19 protein-coding genes are annotated in these 21667 nt (G+C 64.3%); 6 read left to right on the top strand and 13 right to left on the bottom strand.

Going from position 1 to position 21667, the window contains the following annotated elements; translation table 11 throughout:
- Positions 1–17 precede the first annotated feature (17 nt).
- Positions 18–764: a winged helix-turn-helix transcriptional regulator gene (locus M1D44_RS24345; RefSeq protein WP_024978210.1), complete on the top strand. Its 747-nt coding sequence runs from the start codon at positions 18–20 to the stop codon at positions 762–764.
- A gap of 120 nt (positions 765–884) precedes the next feature.
- On the opposite strand, the gene M1D44_RS24340 is transcribed toward M1D44_RS24345, so the two are convergent.
- Positions 885–2234: a YopJ family acetyltransferase gene (locus M1D44_RS24340; RefSeq protein ID WP_316852631.1), complete on the bottom strand. Its 1350-nt coding sequence runs from the start codon at positions 2232–2234 to the stop codon at positions 885–887.
- A gap of 475 nt (positions 2235–2709) precedes the next feature.
- A complete protein-coding gene (locus M1D44_RS24335) occupies positions 2710–3780 on the bottom strand; it encodes an FUSC family protein (RefSeq protein ID WP_316683407.1) in 1071 nt (356 codons plus the stop codon).
- Between the two features lie 288 nt (positions 3781–4068).
- Between M1D44_RS24335 and M1D44_RS24330 the strand changes: the two genes are divergently transcribed.
- Positions 4069–6240 (top strand): PTS sugar transporter subunit IIC/EAL domain-containing protein, encoded by a 2172-nt coding sequence (locus M1D44_RS24330; RefSeq protein ID WP_316852630.1) that lies wholly within the window; start codon positions 4069–4071, stop codon positions 6238–6240.
- 18 nt (positions 6241–6258) lie between these two features.
- On the opposite strand, the gene M1D44_RS24325 is transcribed toward M1D44_RS24330, so the two are convergent.
- The 7 genes from M1D44_RS24325 to M1D44_RS24295 all read right to left on the bottom strand — a co-directional run bounded on the left by M1D44_RS24325 (position 6259) and on the right by M1D44_RS24295 (position 12896).
- A complete protein-coding gene (locus M1D44_RS24325) occupies positions 6259–6858 on the bottom strand; it encodes a hypothetical protein (RefSeq protein WP_024978214.1) in 600 nt (199 codons plus the stop codon).
- A 151-nt stretch (positions 6859–7009) separates the two neighbouring features.
- Positions 7010–7573: a hypothetical protein gene (locus M1D44_RS24320; RefSeq protein ID WP_024978215.1), complete on the bottom strand. Its 564-nt coding sequence runs from the start codon at positions 7571–7573 to the stop codon at positions 7010–7012.
- Between the two features lie 195 nt (positions 7574–7768).
- Entirely contained in the window at positions 7769–8596 is an 828-nt protein-coding gene (locus M1D44_RS24315) for a hypothetical protein (protein ID WP_316852629.1), read from the bottom strand.
- A gap of 134 nt (positions 8597–8730) precedes the next feature.
- A complete protein-coding gene (locus M1D44_RS24310) occupies positions 8731–9192 on the bottom strand; it encodes an MEKHLA domain-containing protein (protein ID WP_316852628.1) in 462 nt (153 codons plus the stop codon).
- Positions 9193–9234: 42 nt separating this feature from the next.
- Positions 9235–10800, bottom strand: coding sequence for a methyl-accepting chemotaxis protein (locus M1D44_RS24305; RefSeq protein ID WP_316852627.1), 1566 nt, complete (start codon positions 10798–10800; stop codon positions 9235–9237).
- A gap of 263 nt (positions 10801–11063) precedes the next feature.
- Positions 11064–12215 carry an ABC transporter substrate-binding protein gene (locus M1D44_RS24300; RefSeq protein WP_112188658.1) on the bottom strand — a complete coding sequence of 384 codons (1152 nt, stop codon included), beginning with the start codon at positions 12213–12215 and terminating at the stop codon, positions 11064–11066.
- A 138-nt stretch (positions 12216–12353) separates the two neighbouring features.
- On the bottom strand, positions 12354–12896 hold the full coding sequence (locus tag M1D44_RS24295; protein ID WP_316852626.1) for a hypothetical protein: 543 nt from the start codon (positions 12894–12896) through the stop codon (positions 12354–12356).
- Between the two features lie 361 nt (positions 12897–13257).
- Between M1D44_RS24295 and M1D44_RS24290 the strand changes: the two genes are divergently transcribed.
- The 3 genes from M1D44_RS24290 (at position 13258) to M1D44_RS24280 (ending at position 16405) form a co-directional block, all read left to right on the top strand.
- A complete protein-coding gene (locus M1D44_RS24290; RefSeq protein ID WP_316852625.1) occupies positions 13258–14508 on the top strand; it encodes a glycosyl hydrolase family 28 protein in 1251 nt (416 codons plus the stop codon).
- 63 nt (positions 14509–14571) lie between these two features.
- On the top strand, positions 14572–15333 hold the full coding sequence (locus tag M1D44_RS24285) for a hypothetical protein (protein WP_316852624.1): 762 nt from the start codon (positions 14572–14574) through the stop codon (positions 15331–15333).
- A gap of 154 nt (positions 15334–15487) precedes the next feature.
- On the top strand, positions 15488–16405 hold the full coding sequence (locus M1D44_RS24280; protein ID WP_112188652.1) for a DMT family transporter: 918 nt from the start codon (positions 15488–15490) through the stop codon (positions 16403–16405).
- Between the two features lie 31 nt (positions 16406–16436).
- On the opposite strand, the gene M1D44_RS24275 is transcribed toward M1D44_RS24280, so the two are convergent.
- Positions 16437–17363: an MASE4 domain-containing protein gene (locus tag M1D44_RS24275; protein ID WP_037032106.1), complete on the bottom strand. Its 927-nt coding sequence runs from the start codon at positions 17361–17363 to the stop codon at positions 16437–16439.
- Between the two features lie 337 nt (positions 17364–17700).
- Here M1D44_RS24275 and M1D44_RS24270 point away from each other — a divergent pair, with 337 nt between their 5' ends.
- Complete coding sequence (locus M1D44_RS24270) at positions 17701–18504, top strand: enoyl-CoA hydratase (protein ID WP_024978224.1); 804 nt, start codon at positions 17701–17703, stop codon at positions 18502–18504.
- Positions 18505–18538: 34 nt separating this feature from the next.
- Here M1D44_RS24270 and M1D44_RS24265 read toward each other — a convergent pair whose 3' ends face one another.
- From M1D44_RS24265 to M1D44_RS24255, 3 genes are all read right to left on the bottom strand, one after another.
- Positions 18539–19093: a thioredoxin family protein gene (locus tag M1D44_RS24265; RefSeq protein WP_024978225.1), complete on the bottom strand. Its 555-nt coding sequence runs from the start codon at positions 19091–19093 to the stop codon at positions 18539–18541.
- A gap of 67 nt (positions 19094–19160) precedes the next feature.
- Complete coding sequence (locus M1D44_RS24260) at positions 19161–19577, bottom strand: organic hydroperoxide resistance protein (protein WP_024978226.1); 417 nt, start codon at positions 19575–19577, stop codon at positions 19161–19163.
- A 205-nt stretch (positions 19578–19782) separates the two neighbouring features.
- Positions 19783–21570, bottom strand: a complete 1788-nt coding sequence (locus M1D44_RS24255; RefSeq protein ID WP_316852623.1) for a cytochrome c biogenesis protein DipZ — start codon at positions 21568–21570, stop codon at positions 19783–19785.
- Positions 21571–21667: the final 97 nt, after the last annotated feature.

The following is a 21667-nucleotide window of genomic DNA, read 5'->3' as shown; positions in this document are numbered from 1 at the left end:
CGTCGGGGTGCTTTGCCATGAAATTTGCCGTACTCACCACCAACCCAGCGAGCTTTGCTTATGTAGCGGCTTGCCTGTCAGCACAGGGCGTGACGTGCGTGCGATTCGACGACGCATTGGCCCTGATGCGCACCGGGCACACCGAGGCCTTCGCGTTGCTGATGATTGATGCGCAGCAGTTCAGCACGGCCGCCCGACTGTTGCTTGCTGGGCGCGAGCGCAACGCCAACGCCAATATGTGCCGGCCAACGTTGGTGTTTGGCGACTTTGCCGGCCGCCACGAGATGCTTGGCGTTTTCGATGCCGGCATCGACGACATCATTTCCGGCCACTTCACCGCCGAGGAGTTGTGTGCGCGCGTTCGGCGCATCCTGCGCGGGGCCGGCAAGTCGACGCAGGTCGCCCTCGATACGCAGGTGGTGGCCGGGCCCTACCGTCTATGTCGGCTGACCCGCACGGTGACATTGCACGACGAACCGATTCGTCTGACCGCTCGCGAATTCGCCACGGCTTGGCTGTTGTTCTCTTCGTCTGGGGCGTTTCTGTCACGCCAGCAGATCGCCTCTGCGGTATGGGGTACAGAAGCCAGCGTTGCAGAGCGCTCGATCGAACAGCACATCTACAAGCTGCGCAAGAAGCTGGGCTTCGGCCCAGCGACCGGCGTTGAACTCAAGACGGTCTACTCGCGCGGCTATCAGTTGACCGTCCAGCCGGCAGGCGAGCAGCCGCAGAGCCTCGCCCCGAACGTGAAGCTGGCAGCCTGACGCATGCATGCCGGCCCGCTCGTCGCGGGGTCTTGATGGCCTTCGGCTGTGCCCGTTACTTCAGCAAGTCGATGGCGTCGAAGGCATAACCGGGGCTGAGAAAGCCTTCTCCGGCCGGCCCTATTGCTTCGCCAGTTCCCGGCTGGCGCGCGACACGAGATGCGCCATATTTGCCACGGCTTGTGGTGGTGCTCCATCCAGATAGGCGATCGCACGGCCGATCATCGAAATACGCTTGTGCTCGATCGAAGTACTCAATCGTGCTGTTTTCGTCGGAGCGACCGGCATGGTTGCGTTGGGGTCTACGCGTGCCAGAACCTCGCGTTCCGTAAGATGCCGGCTCGTTCTGCTCTGCAGGGTCTCGTTGCGCTTGTTGACGGGTGTCATCGACTGATCCGGATGACTTGCAACGTAGCGCTCGACCGAACTGCCGGCATGGCTGTGCTTCATCATCCTGGCGTCGATCAGCGGTGCCCCGTCCAACACAAGCAACGCACCCAGTTCTTCTGTTGTCTTTGCGCGTGACACCAACGGCGTCGGGTCTGTCCCGGATCGCAACGCATCATGCAACGCCGAAAAGTCGCCTTCGCGCGCGTGCATTTTCAAGGCCAGCGACATCGAGAAGATCCGGCAGCCAAAGGCAGACTTCTGCAAGTCCACTGGGATGAACGCACACTTGGCGTGCTCACCCGCTTCACTGCTGACGTTGTCTGCGTACTGATCGTACTCGGCTTCGTCTTCTTCCTTGCGTAAGGGGTCGACCACGATCACGGTCGTTCCTTGCGCGTCTTTTCGGATATCGGCCGCTCTGGTGTGCGGGCCGTCATTGACGATGGCCCTGTATCGCCCGGGTGGCGCTGACTCGATAAAGGCCCCGAAGTTGTGTGAATTCACCAGGGGTGGCAGATCGTCTTCGTCGTCATCGAACCCGGCTTCTGCCGTGTCCATGTGCAGGGCAACGAGGTTCAGCCCCGGATTCCGCGCGTTTTCCGCCGCCATCAGCAGCGGCGCAAGCGCCCAGTCCACCTTCTTGATCGGGAACTTGACGATCTCCAAATCGAGATTTCTGTCCAGCGCCTGCTGCAGCTTGGTCAGTGGCCCTTGCAGGGTACTGCGCACCTGCGACCGGGCATGCTCAATGGCGGCCTCTTGAGACGGCGTCAGTTGGGGGCCGCTGGCAGTCTGGCTTGTCTGGCCCGTGCCGCGCTCGTGGACGACCGGCTGCTTGCCGGCGGTACGGGCTTTGTCCGGAGGATCGCCGTACCACGAGTGCCCCAACAACGGGTGCTCGATGCCCATTTTTTCCAATGTCGGACGATTGTCCAGCAGGGGCTCGGTGGCGTCGGTGGCAGCCGAAGTGCCCGCAGCATTGCGGGCCGGTGCGGTAACGCTGGCGAGTTGAACGCGGCGGAATTCCGGCTTTCCAGAAGCGGTTGCCGTACTCAGCCGTTGCCTGCGAGGCGGCGGCATATCGGGGGCATCGGCAGGCGCTCTACGCCGACGATCCAGTGCGCCGATAGCGGGTGCACCAGAGGTGCTGGGGGCGCTGCTGGTTGGCACTGCTGCACTGTGGGAAGCGCTGGTGTGATTGACCTTCATGCGGGCTGGCTGTGGCGTTGTGGGCTCGATCACGCCGTAAGAAGCGTGACAGGCGACGTACGCAATGTCGCTACCGCTTCAGCATAAGGATTCGCAGCAGCGCCGGGTGCCCCCGCCCGAACGCATGACGCTTGCTCCGAAGGGCCGGTCGATGGAAAGGTGCTCCGCACCGGCGAAAAAAAGCCCCGAGGTGGTCAATCCCGGGGCTCCCGACCATCTTTTCACGAAGGCTCGTGAACCATGGCTACGCGCCAGTCTACCCACGTGACCTCACACCAGCAGTGCTGGTGAGAATTATTGAGCAATGCGTGCGCCGCGGCCCTCACCAGATGCAGCGCCCCTCGCTTCACCCGATATTCCACTGCGGCGCAATCGCCAGCAGTTGCCGCCGGAGGTTCTCGATCTCGTTGGCAAAGCCCTCTGCAAGCGCGCTTTCCACCGTTGGCGAGCTGGCCGTGGGGCTAACCTCGGCGGGGTCGGCCGCGCGTGGTCGTGCCAGGCGCGCCACCGTGCCGAACCGCAATGCCCGTGACATGCCGATCAGCGTGTCACGGATGCGCCGGGCGCCCACGCCGGGCAGGGCGCCAGCACTCGGTGCGCCCAATGCCCCGTGCGTTGCATTGAGCAGTTCCAGCGTGCTGATGCAGATGCGCAGGCTGCGCTGGATGTTCTCCAGCCGCTCCACGGGCACGTCAATCTCTTTGGACACGGACGGCATGAGCGAGCGCAACTGCACCAGCAGCGTATTGAGCTTGCCGAGGTGCTTGCTGCGCTCGCCGGGGGCTTCACCGGCGCGGCCGAGGCCGGCATATGCCCGGGCGCATTCCCGCAGCGCATCGGCCAGCCGGTAGCGCCACGAGTACGTGGCATACAGCGGCAGCGCAAACGAGAACAGCAGCGCTATCGCAATCCCCACCAGCACGTTGAGCGTGCGCCAGGCGCCGTCCAGCAGATTGTTGTCGCCATGCCCCACCACGATGACCAGTGTGATGGCCGCCAGCAGCGCGATATAGCCGCCCTTGCCAATCGCGTGATACGCGCAGATGCCGCACGCGATGGCCGTGAGCGCGTAGGTGAGCGGCAGGTGCCCAAGCCACGTCTGCTGAACGATGATCAACAGGCCTGCCACCGCGCCGATCAGGGTGCCCCAGGCGCGCTCGGCCGCGCGTTTGCGGATGTTGCCGTGGTGCTGCAGGCCGGCAATGACGATCAGCAGCGAGATGGTGGCCCACTCGCCATGCGGCCAGCCGAAGCCCGACGTGACGGCAATCGACAGCAGCACGCCCAAGCCAACGCGCGTGGCATGGATGTACCGCGCATGCTGATAGCGCCGATGCGGGTCGCGCACGAGGCGGAGCAGGGAAAGGAAGGGGGCAGGTAGTTTCACGGTGCGGGGCGCACGAATGGAAATCGACATAAGCAAGATCGTTGCAGATTCTAGGGCGCGACGGCCCCAGGATGGGCGCCACGTTGGTGCCGATGCCTTGTTGTGGTGCGCGCCGGGTGCAAGTGGCGCGTCAAGACTTCGGGTTTCCCCTAGGTATTGCACAAAGCTTGCCATGGGCGGGTGAGCTTTTTTGCGTATTGCGTAAAGGGCGGCGCTTCAGAGCACGCGAGATTATGTCGATTACGATGCATAGCCCGATAGGCAACGCTCCGGGCTACCCGGGATGTTGCCGATCCACCTCGAACAAGATCCAGTTTTATGACGACGCAGCCGCTATCGCCCTGGCTGAGGTTGCTGAGCGCTGCCGAGCGCATCGACCGCGGGCCGTATTTCATTGCCGTTCGGCGCGGGCTGGCGCTCTCTTTGCCGCTCATCATGGTGGGCGCGCTGGCGCTGCTCTTGCGCAACCCGCCCACCGCCGGCATGCGCCACGCGCTGCTGAATGCCTTTGGCACGCGGCTGGATGTCTTTTGCGACAGTGTGTTGGCCGGAACGATCGGCATCGGCGCGCTGGTCGCGCTCTTTGGGTTTGCCGAAGTGCTGGCGAAGCTGTACAACCAGCGCGCCGGGCATCGCGTGGTCAACCCGACCGTGGCGGCCGTTGTGGTGGTGTCGTGCTTCTTCACGCTCATTGCGTCGGATGCGGATGCATCTTTGATGGCATCGCTTTCGCTGGGGCGCGGGCTGTTTGGCGCCTTGCTGGTTGCGTCGCTGGGCGGCAGCCTGTTTCTGAAGCTGTGCGGCATCCGCCGTTTGCGCATTCCGTCTCACCACCTGAGCAACGATCTTCTGGTGGGCGATGTGCTGTCGGTCATGCCGGCCGGCATGCTGACGATTCTTACGTTTGCGGTGCTCAAGGTCGCCATGGCCTGGGCGGGTTGGCCGCAGCTCATGGCGGCATTTGGCACGCGGCTGGAGGCGCCGTATTCGGAGGTCTCCAACAGCCTGCTGTTTGGTCTGGGCTACGAAACCGCGGCGCAGGTGCTCTGGCTGTTCGGCATTCATGGGCCGAACGCGCTGTATGCCATTCACCAACACATACTGGAGCCCGCCACGCAGGCCAATGCGGCGGCGGTTGCCAGCGGTGGCCAGCCGCAGTTCATCTTTACGTACCACTTCTTCGCGGTGTTCGCGCGCATGGGCGGCTCGGGCGGCACGCTCAGCCTGATCCTGGCGCTGCTCATGTCCAGGCGCACGCTGCGTGGGCGCAAGATGGCGCTCGTCGTCATGTTGCCGGCGCTGTTCAACGTGAATGAGCCATTGCTGTTCGGGCTGCCGCTGGTGCTGAACCCCGTCTATGCGATTCCGTTCCTGCTCACACCGCTGGTGCAGATTCTGATCGCCTATGCGGCCACCGTTGCTGACTTGATGCCCAAGACCGGCTACAGCGTGGCGTGGACCACGCCGGCGCTGTTCAGCGGCTACGCGGCCACCGGCTCGGTATCAGGCGCGGTGGTGCAGCTCATTGGCCTGGTGGTGGGGGCGGCAATCTACCTTCCGTTTGTGCGCATGGCGGATGTCTTGTCCGCACGGCGCAGTCAGGACGTACTGGCGTCTCTGCTGCAGATTGCCGAGTCGCCCGAGGTGAGCCTGAAGGGCCGGCGGTGTCTGGACCTGCCCGGCGACGAGGGCCGCATGGCGGTGGCGCTGGCCAGCGACCTGGAAGGCGCCATCAAGAAAGAAGGCCAGATCTTCCTGGAGTTTCAGCCGCAGGTGGATTGCGCAACCGGGCGCGTGTTTGGCGCCGAGGCGTTGCTGCGCTGGCAGCACCCGGTGCTGGGGCGCGTGGCGCCGCCGATTGTCGTGGCGCTGGCCGATGACATCGACCAGATCGACCAGTTGGGCCTGCGCATCCTGTCGCTGGCGTGTCAGCAGCGCGCTGCGTGGCGCGATGTCTTGCCGGACGATTTCGTGGTCGCTGTCAATCTGTCGCCACGGCAGTTGCTGGACTATGCGTTCCATCGAAACGTGATCGACATCCTGCACCGCGAAGGGTTGTCACCAACGCAGCTCGAACTGGAGATCACCGAAACCACGATGCTGCTGCCGGACATCAACGCCATCGGCAACCTGAAGCGGCTGCGTGAGGCCGGCGTGAAAGTCGCGCTCGATGATTTCGGGATGGGCCATACGTCGCTGCACTACTTGCGCGAGCTGCCGCTGGACACCGTGAAGATCGACCGCTCTCTGGCAGATGTGAGCGCGGGCAGCATCAACGAACACATCGTGCGCAGCATCGCGAGCCTGAGCCGGACGCTGAACCTGTCGACGGTGGTCGAAGGTGTGGAGACTGAACAGCAGCTCAAGCGCCTGTCGGCCCTGGGGTGCGACCGTTTTCAGGGGTACTTCTTCAGCCGCCCGCTGGCGCCGAGCGTGTGTCAGCAGTTTGTGCTGGATGCCAACCTGCAGCCGTTGGCACGCGCGCTTTGAAGGCGGGGGCGCGCGGGCTTACCTGTACTTGCCAACGAAGTTTTCGCAACGACGGACGCGATCAACCTTCGCGGCCCATCGGTACAGGCCTTCCACCAGGCTCTTGCTGACCGTGACCGGTTGACCATTGATCTGCCCCAGCACCTCAGATTGATTCGGGTAGGGCTTCTCAAACAGCAGCTTCATCTCGCTGCCGCCGCCAAGCGCCATGTAGATGGCCTCACGAGGCTCGAACTGCAGCACGAACGAGTTGCTGCGCACGCTGGTGCGCTCGATGGAATCCGCAAAGTTGGCGATGAGCGCGGCGTCTTCGGTGCTGTATTCGCAGCCTGCGTCTTTCAGTTGCGCTTCGTCCACCGCCTTGAGCGATGCCACGGCGGGGTCCATCAAATACAACGTGATCGCACGCGCCTTGCGCATCCGCGCGCTCAGGCCTTCGGCTTCCCAATAGCTTTGTTCGACCTTGACGAGGGGCTCCGCTCTTGGGGCGGGCTCCGGGGCAGGCGCTTCCGCTTGCGGGGCTTCCGGCATGGGCGCTTCCGCTTGAGGTGTGCCCGCTTGCAGGACTTCCGTCTGGAGCGCTTCGCTTTGCGGCGCGTCTGTCAGGGGCGCTTCCATTGAGATTTGTCCGAAGGCCGCTTGGCTCATGCTGCAAGCGCAGGCCAAGACCAGCGAGATGATCTTTTTCGACAACTCCTACCCCTTCTGAACGTACGTTGTTGTGTTGTAAATGCTAAGCCGCCGATATGACGGAACCAGCCGGTGGAGTCTATTGCGTCGAGCGCGGTGCCGGCCATCGCCGCATTGCGCCGGGCGTTTCGGGCATCTGCTGCAGTGGTGTTTTCGTCAACACGTAATAGTGATGCCGCCCGCTGCGGTCAGCAATGTCGAAGAGATAGCTGCCTTGCGGAACCACCATCGTCGTGAACGACGGTGGCATGGTGCCGGAGTTCACCGGGTCTGGGTTGGCCTGCCGCACCAGAGAGAAGAAGTTGACCTCGCCCGTCAACGCATCGCACTGCATGGCGGTGTAGCGTTGGTTCTCGACATACCACCCGCGGCAGTCGGACCCGGCCAGCGTTATTGCGCCGGTGGCCGGGCCTACCAACTGCAGGCTGAGTTGGTATGAGCCGTCTTGCTTGCTGACGATGGCTTGCGTATAGCGGCGGCCATCGTCGTTGCGGCTATCTGTGATGGTGTAGCTGCCGGCCAGTTCATTGGCGGCCCGCTGCAGCGCGAGCTTCTGCTGTTCGGGCGTGCGCGGGTCTTGATAGCTGACGCACCCAGCGAGAGGCGCGATGGCGCAAAGCGTTGCGATGGTGCGAGCGAGCATGGTCGTGGCGGGTTCCTTGGCGAACGGATTTTACGCCGGGCCTGGAATACCAAGCGCGAGGTTCCGAGGCCTAAAACGTCGAGCCCGAGCCGGAGACCACCGGAAACCGCGCTGGGCGGATGTCGATCATGGGCAACAAAAAGCCCGCCTTGGAGGCGGGTTCTGCTGGCTTGGCGGGCATCCATACACGTCGGGTCAAGGCGATTGGCTTTCGAACGGGTTTGATACGGTCCTGTCGCCCCGCAGCACGTCTCTGATCCACGCCGGTTCGGTTGGCTGTACAAAGCCCATGCGCCGATAACCGACCAGCTTGTCTTGGCTTTCCCACTTCTTCATCTTGTCGATGAACTGCTTGGGGTAGTCCTTTGCCCGGCAGGCAATGTTGCACCATGGATCACAGATAAAGGTGTCCGGATTCCATAGCTTCATGTTGCTATGAAGCTGATGGGGTGCTAAGCCAACGACGGCAACGCAGTGGGCAACGTCGTCGTCATCGCCGCCGAGTTCCAGAATCTCTGCGGGCAGCGCGTGGTCCTGCCACAGGTGATGCACTGCCAACAGCGCCAGCTCTTGGCACTGGTGCGCCTTGCCTTCCTGCACAGCACGCAACGCGTTGGTCTGGCTGCGTATCCGGTTGACCTCATCTGTCGCGCTCTGCTGCCGAAGGCGTTCTGCCTCGGTATCGCCCCTCACCTTGTTGCCCGACTTCAGATTGGGCTTGTAGTAGGTCTCGCGCACGTGGGTCAGCACGGCCGCCACGGCCGTTTGCGTCTGCGATGGGCCGTCTTGCTGCGCAGACGGAGGGACCGCGGTGCGCCGCGTTTGCAGCGACGACGTGCCGGCGCCCGACGTGGCCGCCCGGTTGCGGGTCATGTTGCCCAGTTGGCTCAGTTGCCCGCCAGCCTGGCGGGCGTGGCGCGCTTGCGCCTGACCGGTGTGCTGAGTTGATGGCGCCGTCGCGGGCTGGGTGTCGCGCGGGCGGTTGATCGAGGTGCCGGCCGGCTTCGAAATGCAGAGCCCCATGTTGGTCTCCAAGGGGAATTCAACGAAGCCGACAGTGTTGCGTGGGGTGCGCGTAGCGCAAATGCGCCTGTGCGAAGCGAGGGCTGTGCGTGCGAAGTTCAGCGGCGTGCCTGCGCGCGCTCCAGCCCCGCAAATCACACGTCATGCCAGTGGTGGAAGGTCGCGGCTTGCCCGTGGTACACGCCATCGCTGTCGATCAGATTCCACACGGTGCCGCCCTCAATCCAGAATCGCCTTCCGGAGCGCGAGATGCGTACGCCCCGATAACCGGAGGCGAATCCGCGCGTGCGTACCGACTCAAGCAATTGCGCACGTTCCTCCCGGTTCGGTTGCTCTGCCGAAAAACGCGACCGTAACGCCGTGATGCCATTCCAATCGTATTCAAAGCAGCGCTGCGCGGCCCGGTTCGCATAGATGAAGCGCGGGTCCGTATCGGTGTTGTGCGCCAGCACGCAGAAGGGCGCGTCTTCATAAAGCCACCGGGCCGCATCGGCGGGCGCGATACCGTTGTCGATCAGCGGCGTGCCAACGAGCCGCTGGTGGCTGTCGGCCAGCAGGTTGAAGAACTGCGGGTCCAGGCTTAGGGATACCGTCATCGCGTTGTATCGGTGAGCTTCAAGTAAGAGGAGGTGACTTTATCAGCCTGCCCCCACCAGCTTGAACACCGACACGACGTCTTTGAGCTTGCCCGCCTGTTCCTCCAGCGATTGCGCAGCCGCAGCAGCTTCTTCCACCAGCGCGGCGTTCTGCTGCGTCACCTCGTCCATCTGATGAATCGCGGTGTGGACTTGCTCAATGCCGCGCGTCTGCTCGTCCGACGCGGCGGTGATCTCGCCCACGATGTCGGACACGCGTTTGATCGCGTCTTTCACCTGCCCGATGGTGGAGCCGACGGCCAAGGCTTGCGTTGCGCCGTCCTGAATCATCGACACGGATGCTCCGATCAATGTCTTGATCTCCTTGGCGGCGGACGCAGAGCGCTGCGCAAGGCTGCGCACCTCGCTAGCCACCACGGCAAAGCCGCGGCCTTGCTCGCCGGCACGCGCGGCCTCCACCGCGGCATTGAGCGCGAGGATGTTGGTCTGGAACGCGATACCCTCGATCACGCCGGTGATCTCCGAGATCTTGGTCGAGCTGCCGCTGATTTTTTCGATGGTGCTGACCATGCCTTGCATGGCGTCGTTGCCGGCGTCTGCTTTTTCCGTGGCGAGTGCGGCGAGTGTATTGGCCTGGCGTGCATTGTCTGCGTTCTGCTTCACGGTTTGTGTCAACTGCGTCATGCTCGACGCGGTTTCCTCAAGCGAGGCAGCCTGCTGCTCCGTGCGCGAGGACAGATCCACGTTGCCGCTGGCAATCTCGCGCGATGCCACAGACACCGATTCCGTGCTCGTGCGAATTGACCCGACCACCGCTGCAAGGCTGCCCTGCATTTGCACGACCGCATGCAGGATGCTCTGCCGGTCGGCGGCGCGCGTATCGACACGTGTTTGCAGGTCGCCACCGGCAATTTGCGCAACGACGCGCGCAACCTGCGCGGGCTCGCCCCCGATCTGCCGCACGATCGATCGGGCAACGGCCAGGCCCAGCGCAAGCGCGATACCCACGCCCACCGCCGCGCAACCAACAATCCAGCGCGTGACCCCGGCAACGAGTGCGACGCCCGCTTCGGCGCGTGTTTTGGCCGAGGCATCGCGCAGGTTGGAGAATTCGATCAGGATCTTGCGGATCTTCACGTGTAAGCCATCCGTGTTGGCTTGCATCTCGGCAAGCGCAGCGGGCTGGTCGCCTTGGCGCGCCAGGGTTTCCACCTTCTGCACGGAAGCAAGATAGACCGGCCAGGTGGCATCAAAATCCGCCAGCAATTGCCTTTGCCGATCGTCAAACGGGTGCGCACGTTCATAGTCGAACGCGGCGATGATGGCGGCCTCGCCACCCTTGTTGAAGGCCAGCGTGTCTTCGCGGCCCTTCGGGTCTGTCTTCACAACGTAGTCGTACAGCCGCCGATAGTGCGCAGCCGCTTGCCACGCGGCGGTGCCAATCTGCCGGATGGGCACGACTTCGCTCTCATACATCGTCGTCTGCATGGTGGCGAGCTCGCGCACCTTGACGGTACCGACCACCCCAACAACCACCGTGGTGGCTGCGCAGAGCAGCAACAAGCCCATGAGCTTGTGACCCAATTTGAGACTGGCGAACCATGGCATGGGGGCACTTCCTCTTGTGTTGTATTCGTTCTGATATATCAATCCCGCTGCGCGCTGGCCTGCCGAGATTGTCTCCACTATCAGGTAACGGCGGTGGCGCGCGGGTTCTTTAGCGCGCGTTGGTGGCGGTGTGGGAGTAACTCTTCCGAGGGAGGCGATCGGCCTACAACGCCCGTCACCCAAAACGACGTGCCCGCCGCCGGATTGAACGTCTCCGGCGGCGGGCGGGCGTCAAGCCGTTGAGCTTACAAGCCGCGCATGGCTCAGCCGACCAGGTGGCCGTTGCTGCCGATCATGGTGACGTCGACGTAGTCGAGCCCGGCGTGATTGTTGCGGTCGTAATGGACGCGCACGCCGCCGAAGTCGCGCGTGCCGAAGCCTTCGAGCGCCTGGATGAACGCGTCGCGCGTGGGGTTGCTGCCGCAGGCCCGCAGGCCCTCCACGATGACGCGGGCGGTGAGAAAACCTTCCACCGCTTCGTAGGTCTGGTTGCTGTGGTCGCCAAACTTGTCATTGGCCTCGCGAAACGCGCGCACCAGCGGCTGGGTCCGCACGTTGGGGCCGGGCATGACCTGCGTGACAGCCACGCCATGGGCCAGCGTGCCGGCTTTCTCGAACACGGTCTTGGGCGTGGTAACGGACAGGATCCACGGCTGCGGCAACGGCACGGGGCCGTGCTTGGCCTGGTAGCGCATCAGCATGTCGGCCACGGAGGTGGGCGACGTAAACAGCAGCGTGGTCTGCGGGTTGGCGGCGGCAATCTTGTCGACCACCATGTCGATGTCGTCGCCTTTGGCGTTGTGCGGGATGAGCGCGACGATCTGTGCGCCGAACTTGCTGGCGGCAGCCTTGGCGGCGTCGGCATTGCCGGAACCGAATGGGTTGTCCTGGTAGACCACGGCCACGCGCTTGAGCCCGATGGTAGTGGCGTGCTGCACCATCTTCGTGACTTCGTCGGCGTAGCTGGCGCGCGTATGGAACAGCGGTGCGCTGGCTTTGCGCGCTGCGGTGGCGCCGGTCATGGCGCCCACCATCGGCAGGCGGTATTGCTCCAGCAGCGGCAATGCGGCGATGGTGTTGCCGGTGCCGCCCATGCACACCAGCCCGAACACGCCTTCCTGCATGAGCGTCTTGACGTTGGCCACGGCCTTCTCTGGCAGGTAGTTGTCTTCCAGCCGCTTGACGACCAGCTTGCGCCCGGCCACGCCGCCCTGGGCGTTGACTTGCTCGAAGCCGGCCAGCAGGCCATTGGTGTAGTTCTTGTACAGCCCGCCCCACACGCTGTCGAACCCGACCGTCTGCCCAAAGACGATCTTGTCTGCAAACACGCCGGCTTCCGCCGCGCGTGCCATGGGCGACAGCATCATTGCGCCGCCCAGTGCTACCGAACTCCGTACGAATTGCCTCCGGTCCATACCTGTCTCCGCCCCTTGTTTTATTGGTGGTGTGGCAGGAGTGTCGAAAAGGTGAGCGCCGGCCGAAATGGCGGATAACCCTGAGGCGAGAATTTTTGAGATACCGGATGCGCGGGCTGCGGACGGTGGTGTCGTGCGCTAACGGGCCGCGACGAGGGCGCAGCCGCACGGCAGCACAAACGCAGCGCCGTTGTGCCCGGCCAACTCAAAGTACACGCTGCCCGGGGGCAGCAGATCGAAGATGCGGAACGCGCCCCCCGCATTGAAGACGATGGCGTGAGACACCAGCGACACCACTACCGACCCATCTGCATGGCGCGCATTGGCGGGGTCGGACAGTGCCGGTAACGCCCAGCCGCTCAACCCGGCGCGCGCCATGGCCGCGAGGATGTGGGCATGGGCGTCTTCGGCACAGGCCGGTGGAGGGTCAATCTTGCTGAGTTGTTTGCGCAAGCGGTGCAGGCGCTGCCGCGTTTCCAGCGTCCGCAAGGCTTTGACCCGGGTTGGCGCGGCGGGCTGGCGTGCAGCGGTGGATTTAGGCAGTTGCGCCAGACCCGGACCGGGCACCCTGGGTGCGCAGTCGGGTGACGGTGCAACGCGCGCCGGCAGCCCTGCAAGCCGCCCGCCAGGCGGGCTGTCATGCCGTGGCGGGATACCGTTCGCGCTGCTGATCTTCGACATCGGGAGTGGATTGCACTGAGTGGCGGTCGGGGGTTGACGTTCATGCACGCGGTGGTGCGCATGAGCGTCGGGCCCGGCATGACCACTTGTAGCGACCTGCCGAGAGGGCGGCATCTTAGGTAACCGCCGCCGCCGCGTCACCCTCCAGCCTGGCGATACGGCTTTGTGCATTCGTAATTGCGGACACATCTTCGGCGGCGAAACGCAGATCGGATGGCCCCTCGACTGAATTCTCAACTTTCCTCACTGATATACCAATTGATTTGCTCTGATATATCTTGAGCCGAGGGTGCGGTCTGCCCAGGTGGCACCGACACGCTGCCGTTGCGGTGCCGAACACCAAGACAGGAGTGAGACATCGATGAACATGCAAACCAAGGTCGGGTTGATCCTGACCGCATCCTTGCTGGCCGCTGGCTCCGCCGGGGCGCAGACATTGGCCACGGGCGATAGCCGCACCGTCATGCAGCCGGCGTATCCGGGCGTCTGCAAGACGATCAATGCGCGGTATTCAAGCTCGCAGCGCGCGTCGCCGCCGTCGTCTTCGTCCGACGACACCAGCGTCATTCAGCAGGCTCTGACCGACTGCAAGGGCACCGGCAAGAGCGTGGTGCTGGCCGCATCGGGCTCGAATGACGCGTTCTACACGGGCAGCCTGTCCATCAGCGGGGCGGGGCTGGTCATCAATTCCGGTGTGACGCTGTTCGGCAACGACAGCTACAGCGGCAACGCCAACCTGCTGTCGTTCACGGGCACCAATGCATCGCTCATGGGCCCGGGCACGGTGGATGGCCGTGGCGACATCATCTCCGGCACGCCGCGCCTGGTGCAGGCGAGCAACATCAGCAACTTCATCGTCTACAACGTCACGCTGGCGCAGGCCGCGCACCCGAACCTGTATGTGGAAGGCGGCAACGGCTTTACCGCCTGGGGTGTGTCCATCCGCACGCCGGCCACGCGCAAGAACGCAGACGGCATCGACATCGACAGCCTGACCAACGCCACCGTCACGCAATCCGATATCGAGGCCGGCGACGACGGCATTGCCGTCAAGACCAACTCGGGCAACATCTCCAACGTGACGGTGTCGAACACGCGGCTGCACGGCACGCATGGCCTGTCCGTGGGCAGCATCGACCAGAACACCGTGTCGAACATCCTGTTCACGAACAACTACGTGTATGGGAATGACCTGAGCGGCACGCAGTCCACCAACAACAACGGTATCAACGTCAAGACGGGCCCATGCTCGCTCACCGTCAAGCAGGTGAGCTACGTCAATACCTGCATGACCGGCGTGAAGCACCTGATCGTGATGGACACCAATTACAACGCGTGCACCACGGGTGGCAGCCCGTCGCTGTCGAACATCGTGGTCAACGGTGCGTATTCCACGCAATCGGTGTCGGGCGCATACACGAAGATCGACGGCCGCAACGCGAGCTTCCCGGTCAATGCGTACCTGGCCAACGTCAGCCTCGATGCCACGGCGCAAAGCGGTGATCAGTACGCCAATGTCGGCCTCTACAAGTCGAATGATGTGCCGTCGGGCACCGGCGTGACCACGTCGAGCTTCACGATGTCGGGCAGCGTGCCGAGCTGTTCGTTCTGATCGGCTGCACATGCCTCGCCATGCAGCGGCGCCGCACGGCCCTGCATGGCGCGGGCACCGTTAATGCGAATCCGAACTGAAACCCTGCGCGACGGGCAAGGCCTGTATCTGTGCGCTGCTGCGGCCTTTGCGGCCGTCATCGGCTTGTCGATTGGCGTGTTCTCGACGCCGCTGCCTGAATCGGAAAACGCCGCTGCCGCTGAGTCGCACACATCAAGCGCCGCTGTCTTATCCGCCCAGCCCGCAAGCGCGCCGAGCACAACATCGTCCCGCGTGAGCATCGCTCCTGCGCTCGCTGTCACAGAGCAGCAAACGCTGGTTGTGGATACCGCATTGCTCAACGTGTTCAACACCTTCCTGCTCAAGCCTGACGGTGACCGCGCTGAACAGTTGGCGGTCTATCTCAAAAGCAAACTCCCGCCCACCGCGCTTGCGGAAGCCCTACAACTGGCCGAGCGGTATCAGGCATACATGCAGGCGCATGACGAGCTGCTGGCTGCCCAGCACCTGAACGGCAACATACAGGCCGCCACCGTCGATATCGATCGCATCGCCATCTGGCGCGAACAGCGCGACCGCCTGCGGCAACGCGTGCTGGGCGATCGCGTGGCGCAGGCCTGGTATCAGAACGACGATGCACAGCTCGATCAGGTGCTGCAGGAATGGCGGCAGCGGGTGGCGGATGCACAGGGCGTGACCTTGCAGGGCGAGCGGTATCCGGTGCCGCATTGGAGCAATCCTGCGCAGGAGGAGAAGCACCGGGAGTACATGGTGGGGGTGTTGCGCGGGGTGGTTAGGGGGTATGCGGAGCGGCGGATGAAGTAGGACTGAAGTGTCACTGCGCTGTCCACGCGCTCCGTCGCATTCCCACCCACACTTCGCTCCACACCAAACCGTTTCCCGCACGACCAAAGCCCATCCCCGCTACGATCCTCCGGTACGAAATTGCGGCTGCCGCCGCCAAACAGGAGGGCACTCCGTGCCGCACACCGACACGCCCCCATCCGGCCACGCTACCGATCTGGCCCTGCTCCTCACGCTGTCGACCCTGTGGGGCGCGTCGTACACCTTCATCCGGATAGGCGTGGAGACCATTCCGCCGCTCACTTTCATTGCCGCCAGAACGTTGATCGCAGCGACGCTGCTGTTGCTGTGGATGCGCAGTCGCAACGTCCGCATGCCGCGCGACAGGCGAGTCTGGATGCGCTTCGGCGTGCAGGCGCTGCTCAATAGCGTTGTGCCCTTCACGCTCATCGCGTGGGCCGAGCGCTCGGTTGGGGCAAGTCTGGCGACCATTCTGAATTCGACGTCGCCCGTGATGGTGTTTGTGGCGACGGCGTTCATCACGCGGCACGAGCCGGTGTCGTTGCGCAAGCTGATCGGCGTGATTGCCGGGTTTGTCGGCACATGTCTGGTGATTGGCCCGAGCGCGCTCGATGGGCTGGGCGGGCAGCTTGTTCCGCAACTGGCTATCGTGGCGGCCACGGCCTGCTATGCAGGTGCGGCCATCTACGGCAGGTCTTTCAAGGGGCTGCATCCTGCGGCGCCGGCTACCGGCTCATTGCTGGTGGGGGCGTTGGTGCTCACGCCGGCGAGCCTGCTTGTTGATCATCCTTGGGCGCTTCAGCCTTCCGTGCGTTCGTTGATGGCGTTGGTGGCGCTGGCGGCGTTCTCCACGGCGCTGGCCTTTGCCATCTACTTCCGGCTCATCCAGACGCTGGGGGCGATCGGTACCACCGCGCAGGCCTATTTGCGTGTGCCGATTGGCGTGGCGATCGGCGTGGTGTTTCTGGGGGAATCGTTGCCGTCTTCGGCGTGGATCGGGCTGGCGAGTGTGGTCGTGGGGGTGGCGGCAATGTCGATGCCGGGCAGTGCCATCCAAGTGCGGCGGGTGTAGCGCGGCATCACCGCATCACTGCATCACCGCGTCAGCCCTTCCGATCTCCAACATTGCTCGCCGCCAGCCGTCTGAGTTCCGCCCGCGCCGCTGCCAACCGGGAATGCAGCACCGTGTTCTCGATCAGCAACAGCAGCAGCACAAGGCTCGCCCCCAACAACCCGAACACGCGGCCGGCATAGAAGCCGAGGTCATATCGCCCGCCGTTGAATACGGCGCTGAGCGCGACATCGCAGATCCACACGCACAGCACCACCATCAGCCAGATGTCGAGCGTCAGGTGTGGGCGGCTGCGCCAGAGCACGACCAGCGCGACCACGCAAAAACACCATGTGCCGCCCGCCACGATCCCCATCACGGGCGTGTAGCGGTTGGCCGCCATGATGGCGGGCAGCAGATGTTCGCCGGCGGTGGCCAGCGCCACGCACGTGGCCGCTGCGCCCAGCACGGCCGCCACGGTGCCCAGCGCCGTTTGTCGCGTCAGCGTGTGGATTGGGAAGCGGCCGGGCTCGCGCTCTTCCCGCCCCTTGAGCACGGCGTAAGCGATGACAAACAGCGGAAAGCCCGCGTGCCAGAACATGTAGATCCAGGCAGTGCTCTGCGGCCCGGCGCCCAACAGGCCGCGTGATGCGAACAGCCCCGGAAACGATAGCAAGTGCCCCACCGCCGTGGCCGCCGTGAACAGGTAGCCGCTGGCGAGCGCCAGCATCGCGCGCGACCGCGTGATCGCGAACTGCCCGAAGAGCAGCGCCGCGGTAATCAAGTCATTGAGGATGAGGGCCGACTCGTAAATCGGCACGAACGACGGAAGTTGCGCCAACTGCACCTTGGCGAACGGCACGGCCGACACCAGTACCACGAGCGAGAGCAAAGCCACCGCTTGCGCCATCCAGTACGTCCGGCGTCCTGGAGAGAGGCTCAGCAACAAGCCTCGCTGCATGTCCAGCGTTTCCGACATCACGTTGGCCCCCTTGCGGTGACTGTGTCACGCGTTTGCTTGTGGTGTGACTTGTTGTGCGACTGCGATGCGATTGTGCTGCCAGGCGGCGGCCCGCGATGGTGAGTCCGGCGCATTTTTGCGGGGTGCCGACGGCTGACGTCTTATAGACGCGTGATAGTCAGCAGCCTGCCCAATGTCAAAGCGGCGAAGGGGTAGGCCTTTCAGGTCTGGCGCGCCGGCCCGGGGTGGTGGCCGACAGCCAGCCGGCAGCTACTGGCTACGCCTGAGTGCGGCACGCATCCAGCAGAGATAGACTGGTGCCCACCCCAGGGCACCAGCCTGCAAAGGAGTGCGCATGCAACCTCACCCCACCACCAACACCGCCACCGAGGCACCCGTCCTGCGCGATGACCGCGACGGCGTTGTCACCCTGCGGCTGAATCGGCCCCTGCAGTTCAACGCGTTATCAGAAGCCATGCTTGATGCGCTGCAGCGCGCGTTGGACGACATTGCGCGAGATGCGGCGGTGCGCTGCGTGGTGCTCGGCGCCGAGGGCAAGGCCTTCTGCGCCGGACACGACCTGCGTGAAATGCGCGGCACGCCCGAGCTTGCGTATTACCAGGCGCTGTTTGCGCGATGCAGTGTGGTGATGCAGGCGATTCAGGCGCTGCCGGTGCCGGTCATCGCACGCGTGCATGGCGTGGCAACCGCTGCGGGTTGCCAGTTGGTCGGCAGTTGTGACCTCGCCATCGCCTCGGATGCGGCGCGGTTTGCAGTGTCAGGCATCAACGTCGGCCTGTTCTGTTCGACGCCTGCGGTGGCGCTGTCGCGCAACGTGCTTGCGAAGCGCGCGTTCGACATGCTGGTGACGGGCCGCTTTATCGATGCGGCTACGGCCGCTGACTGGGGCCTCATCAACGAGGCCGTGCCGGCTGCCGAGCTGGATGATGTGGTCGCTCGCAAGGTGGCGGACATCGTCTCGAAGAGCCCCGTCGCCATCCGTTACGGCAAGGCGATGTTCTATCGGCAACGGCAGATGCCGCTTGCCGATGCCTATGCTTACGCAGGCGATGTCATGGCACGCAACATGATGGAAGAAGACGCGGGCGAGGGCATCGACGCCTTCCTGGAAAAACGCCCCGCCCGCTGGCGTTCTTAAGCGCCGTCGGGGCGGGACTTCTCCCGCAGCCTCATCACGCAGGCTTCTGCGGCTTGCGGTCTGCCAGCAGCTTCTGGATGGCGGCTTCCGTCTCGGCGTAGCGGCCTTCGCCAAAGTGCTGATAGACGATGCGCCCATCGGTATCGATCAGGTACAGCGCCGGCCAGAACTGGTTGTGGAAGGCCGACCACGTTGCATAGCTGTTGTCCTGCGCGACCGGGTAGCGCACGTCCAGGCGCTTGAGCGCTTCCTGCACGTTGGCGGTCGATTTTTCGAACGCGTATTCCGGCGTGTGCACGCCCACCACGACCAGGCCTTGATCCTTGTATTTGTCGTACCACTGCTTCACGTGCGGCAGCGTGTTGAGGCAGTTGATGCACGAGTACGTCCAGAAATCCACCAGCACGACCTTGCCGCGCAGGTCCTTCATCGACAGCGGCTGCGAATTCAGCCACTGATTGATGCCGGTGAATTCGGGTGCCGCCGCGCCGGTCGCGGCGGTCTGGCTGAAGGCGGGCGCGCCAGTCCCGACAAAGTAGACGGCGCCGATGGTGAGTGCCGCAAGGGCGGCGCGGAGGGTCGTGCGCATGATGTGGGTTCCCTGAAAGATTGCTGGTGAGGGCCCGCCAGCCGCTGGCGGCGGGCCATGCGAAGCGTCAGACCAGGTTCAGCTCGACGTGGATATTGCCGCGCGTAGCCTTCGAATACGGGCAGATCTGGTGAGCCGCTTCCACCACGGCCTGCGCAACTTCGCGGTCCAGGCCGGGCAGGCTCACGTTCAGGCGTGCTTGCAGGAAGAACGCATCGTCGGTAGTGCCCAGGTCGACTTCGGTGTTCAGCGACAGGTCGGCCGGCAGCTTGATCTTCATCTGGCTGGCCGCGCGGCCCATTGCGCCGATAAAGCAGGCCGACCAGCCCGCGGCAAACAGTTGCTCGGGGTTCGTGCCGCGGCCGCTGCTGCCCGGGGGCGACAGCTTCAGGCTCAGGCGGTCGTCGTCGCTGTGGGCCTGGCCGTCGCGGCCGCCGGTGACGTTGACCTTGGCGGTGTACAGAACGTTTTCGATGCGGGTCATGGTGATCTCCTTTTGATGAAGGGGAAAGACTGGGGGTTGGATTTGCGTTGTTGGCTTGTTGCCGGGGCCACGAGACGTATTAAAGAGGGCTGACGTATCCCCGAAGTAGCGCGGAAGGGCCTTTCTGTCTGGGCGTGTATCTCTGTCGCGGCTGGATACAAACGCGTACAAAAACGCCGCGCGCATAGCGGCGTTGGCGGCGGCATCAACCGAAGGTGAAGGCGTAGGCATGTGCCCCCGCATCAAGAAAGCGGATCTCGAACGTGTGCTCGCCCACCGTGCCGGCCTGGCGGACGAGCTGGTAGAGGCGCGTTTGGGTGATGGCGCCGTTGCCGTGGGCATCGGTATCGGCGCCATGGCTGTTGCCGGGGGCCTTGCCGTCGATCCTGACGGTGAAGCGCACGGCGCGGCCGTCAGCAGCAGGCCCGAGCACGAGGTGCAGATCACGCGCGTGGAATCGGTAGACGATGCTGCCGTCGGCGCGGTCGAGCGTGGCTTGCTCGGCATCGATCGTCCATTGGCCAGACAAGCCCCAGTCGTTCAGGCCGAGCTTGCCGACGCTGTATGCGTGCGACGTGCCGATCTGCACACCGCCCGGCGATGCAAAGCGTGCGGCTTGGGCATAACCGACGTACGTTTCCGGCGAGCGGACGTTGTCCAGGTCTGGTGCAGCCTGCGCCCCGGGGCCATCGGGCGCGACCACGCCGCCTGCCACCTGCTTGTTGCCGGCCTCGGCCAGCAGAGCCTGGATGACGCGTTCAGAGGCGGCGTAATCGCCCTCGCCAAACTGGTGGTGCCGGATGTTGCCCTGGGCATCGACAAAGTACGCGGCCGGCCAGTAGCTGTTGTGGAAGGCGTTCCAGATGCGGTAGTTACTGTCGATGGCCACCGGAAAGTTGACGCGGAAGCCGCTGACGGCGCGGGCGACGTTCTCGGGTGACTTTTCGAAGGCGAATTCCGGCGTGTGTACGCCCACCACGGTCAGGCCCTGGTCCTTGTACTTGTCGGCCCACGCGCGCAGGTAAGGCAGCGTGCGGATGCAGTTGATGCACGAGTACGTCCAGAAATAGACGAGCGTGACCTTGCCACGCAGTTGGTCGCCTGTGAGCGGTGCGGAATTGAGCCACTGCACCGCGCCGTCAAACGACGCCATGCGGCCCTCCACGGGCAAGCCGCTGGGCAGGGCCACGGGTGCAGCGTTGGCTTCGGAGACCACGTTCAGGCTCGCCTGTGGTGCAGGGCGGCTTACGCCTAGGCCGCTCAGCCCGCCCAGCCCGTTCATCAGCGCCTGTTCAAGCTGCGTGGTGCTGCCGGAAGACAGGCGCGCCAGCAGGCCGGTATCTGCCCCCAGCCCGATGAGTGCTACGCCGCCCAGCACGCTTGCGCCCATGATGCGACGCGCCCATTCGCCCAGGCCCATGGAGCGCTTCATGGCGGCAAATACACGCCCGCCCAGCCCCAGCGCCGCCGCCAGCGATGTGGCCGCGCCCGCGGCGTAGGCCGTCAGGGCCAACGCGCCGGACACGCTCGCGCCGTTGAGCGCCACGCCGGTCAGCACCAAGCCGAGGATCGGCCCGGCGCAGGGCGCCCACAGCATCCCCGTGGCTACGCCCAGCAGCAGCGAGCCCGCCACCGAAGGCTCGGCCGCCGTGCCGCCCGTCACCGCTTGCCCAGCCAGCCGGTTGCCCAGCGCCACGGCGGGCCGTGCCATCAGATCGGCCAGCCTGGGCCACAGCAGCGACAGCCCGAACACCGCCAGCAGCGCAAGCGCCGCAAACCGGCCGACCTCGTTGGCGCGCACTGCCCACGCACCGCCGGCTGAAAGCAGCGTGGCAAAGCCGGCAAAGGTGAACGCCATGCCGGCGAGCATTGGCAGCTTGCCGCGCATAAAGGGCTGGCCGGTGCGGCTCAACACAAACGGCAGGACGGGCAGGATGCACGGACTCAGGATGGTCAGCGCACCGCCCAGGTAGGCGAGTATCAGCAGGCTCATGATCGACATTCCTCCGCAAGGGATCGGGATTGCCTCCATCAGACGCCGCGCGCGTAGCTGGCTTGTATCACCGCAGGGGCGACTTTGTATCGGACTG

The sequence above is a fragment of the Ralstonia sp. SA306 genome, assembly GCF_054792405.1.
This window is presented reverse-complemented; position numbering and strand designations above follow the sequence as displayed.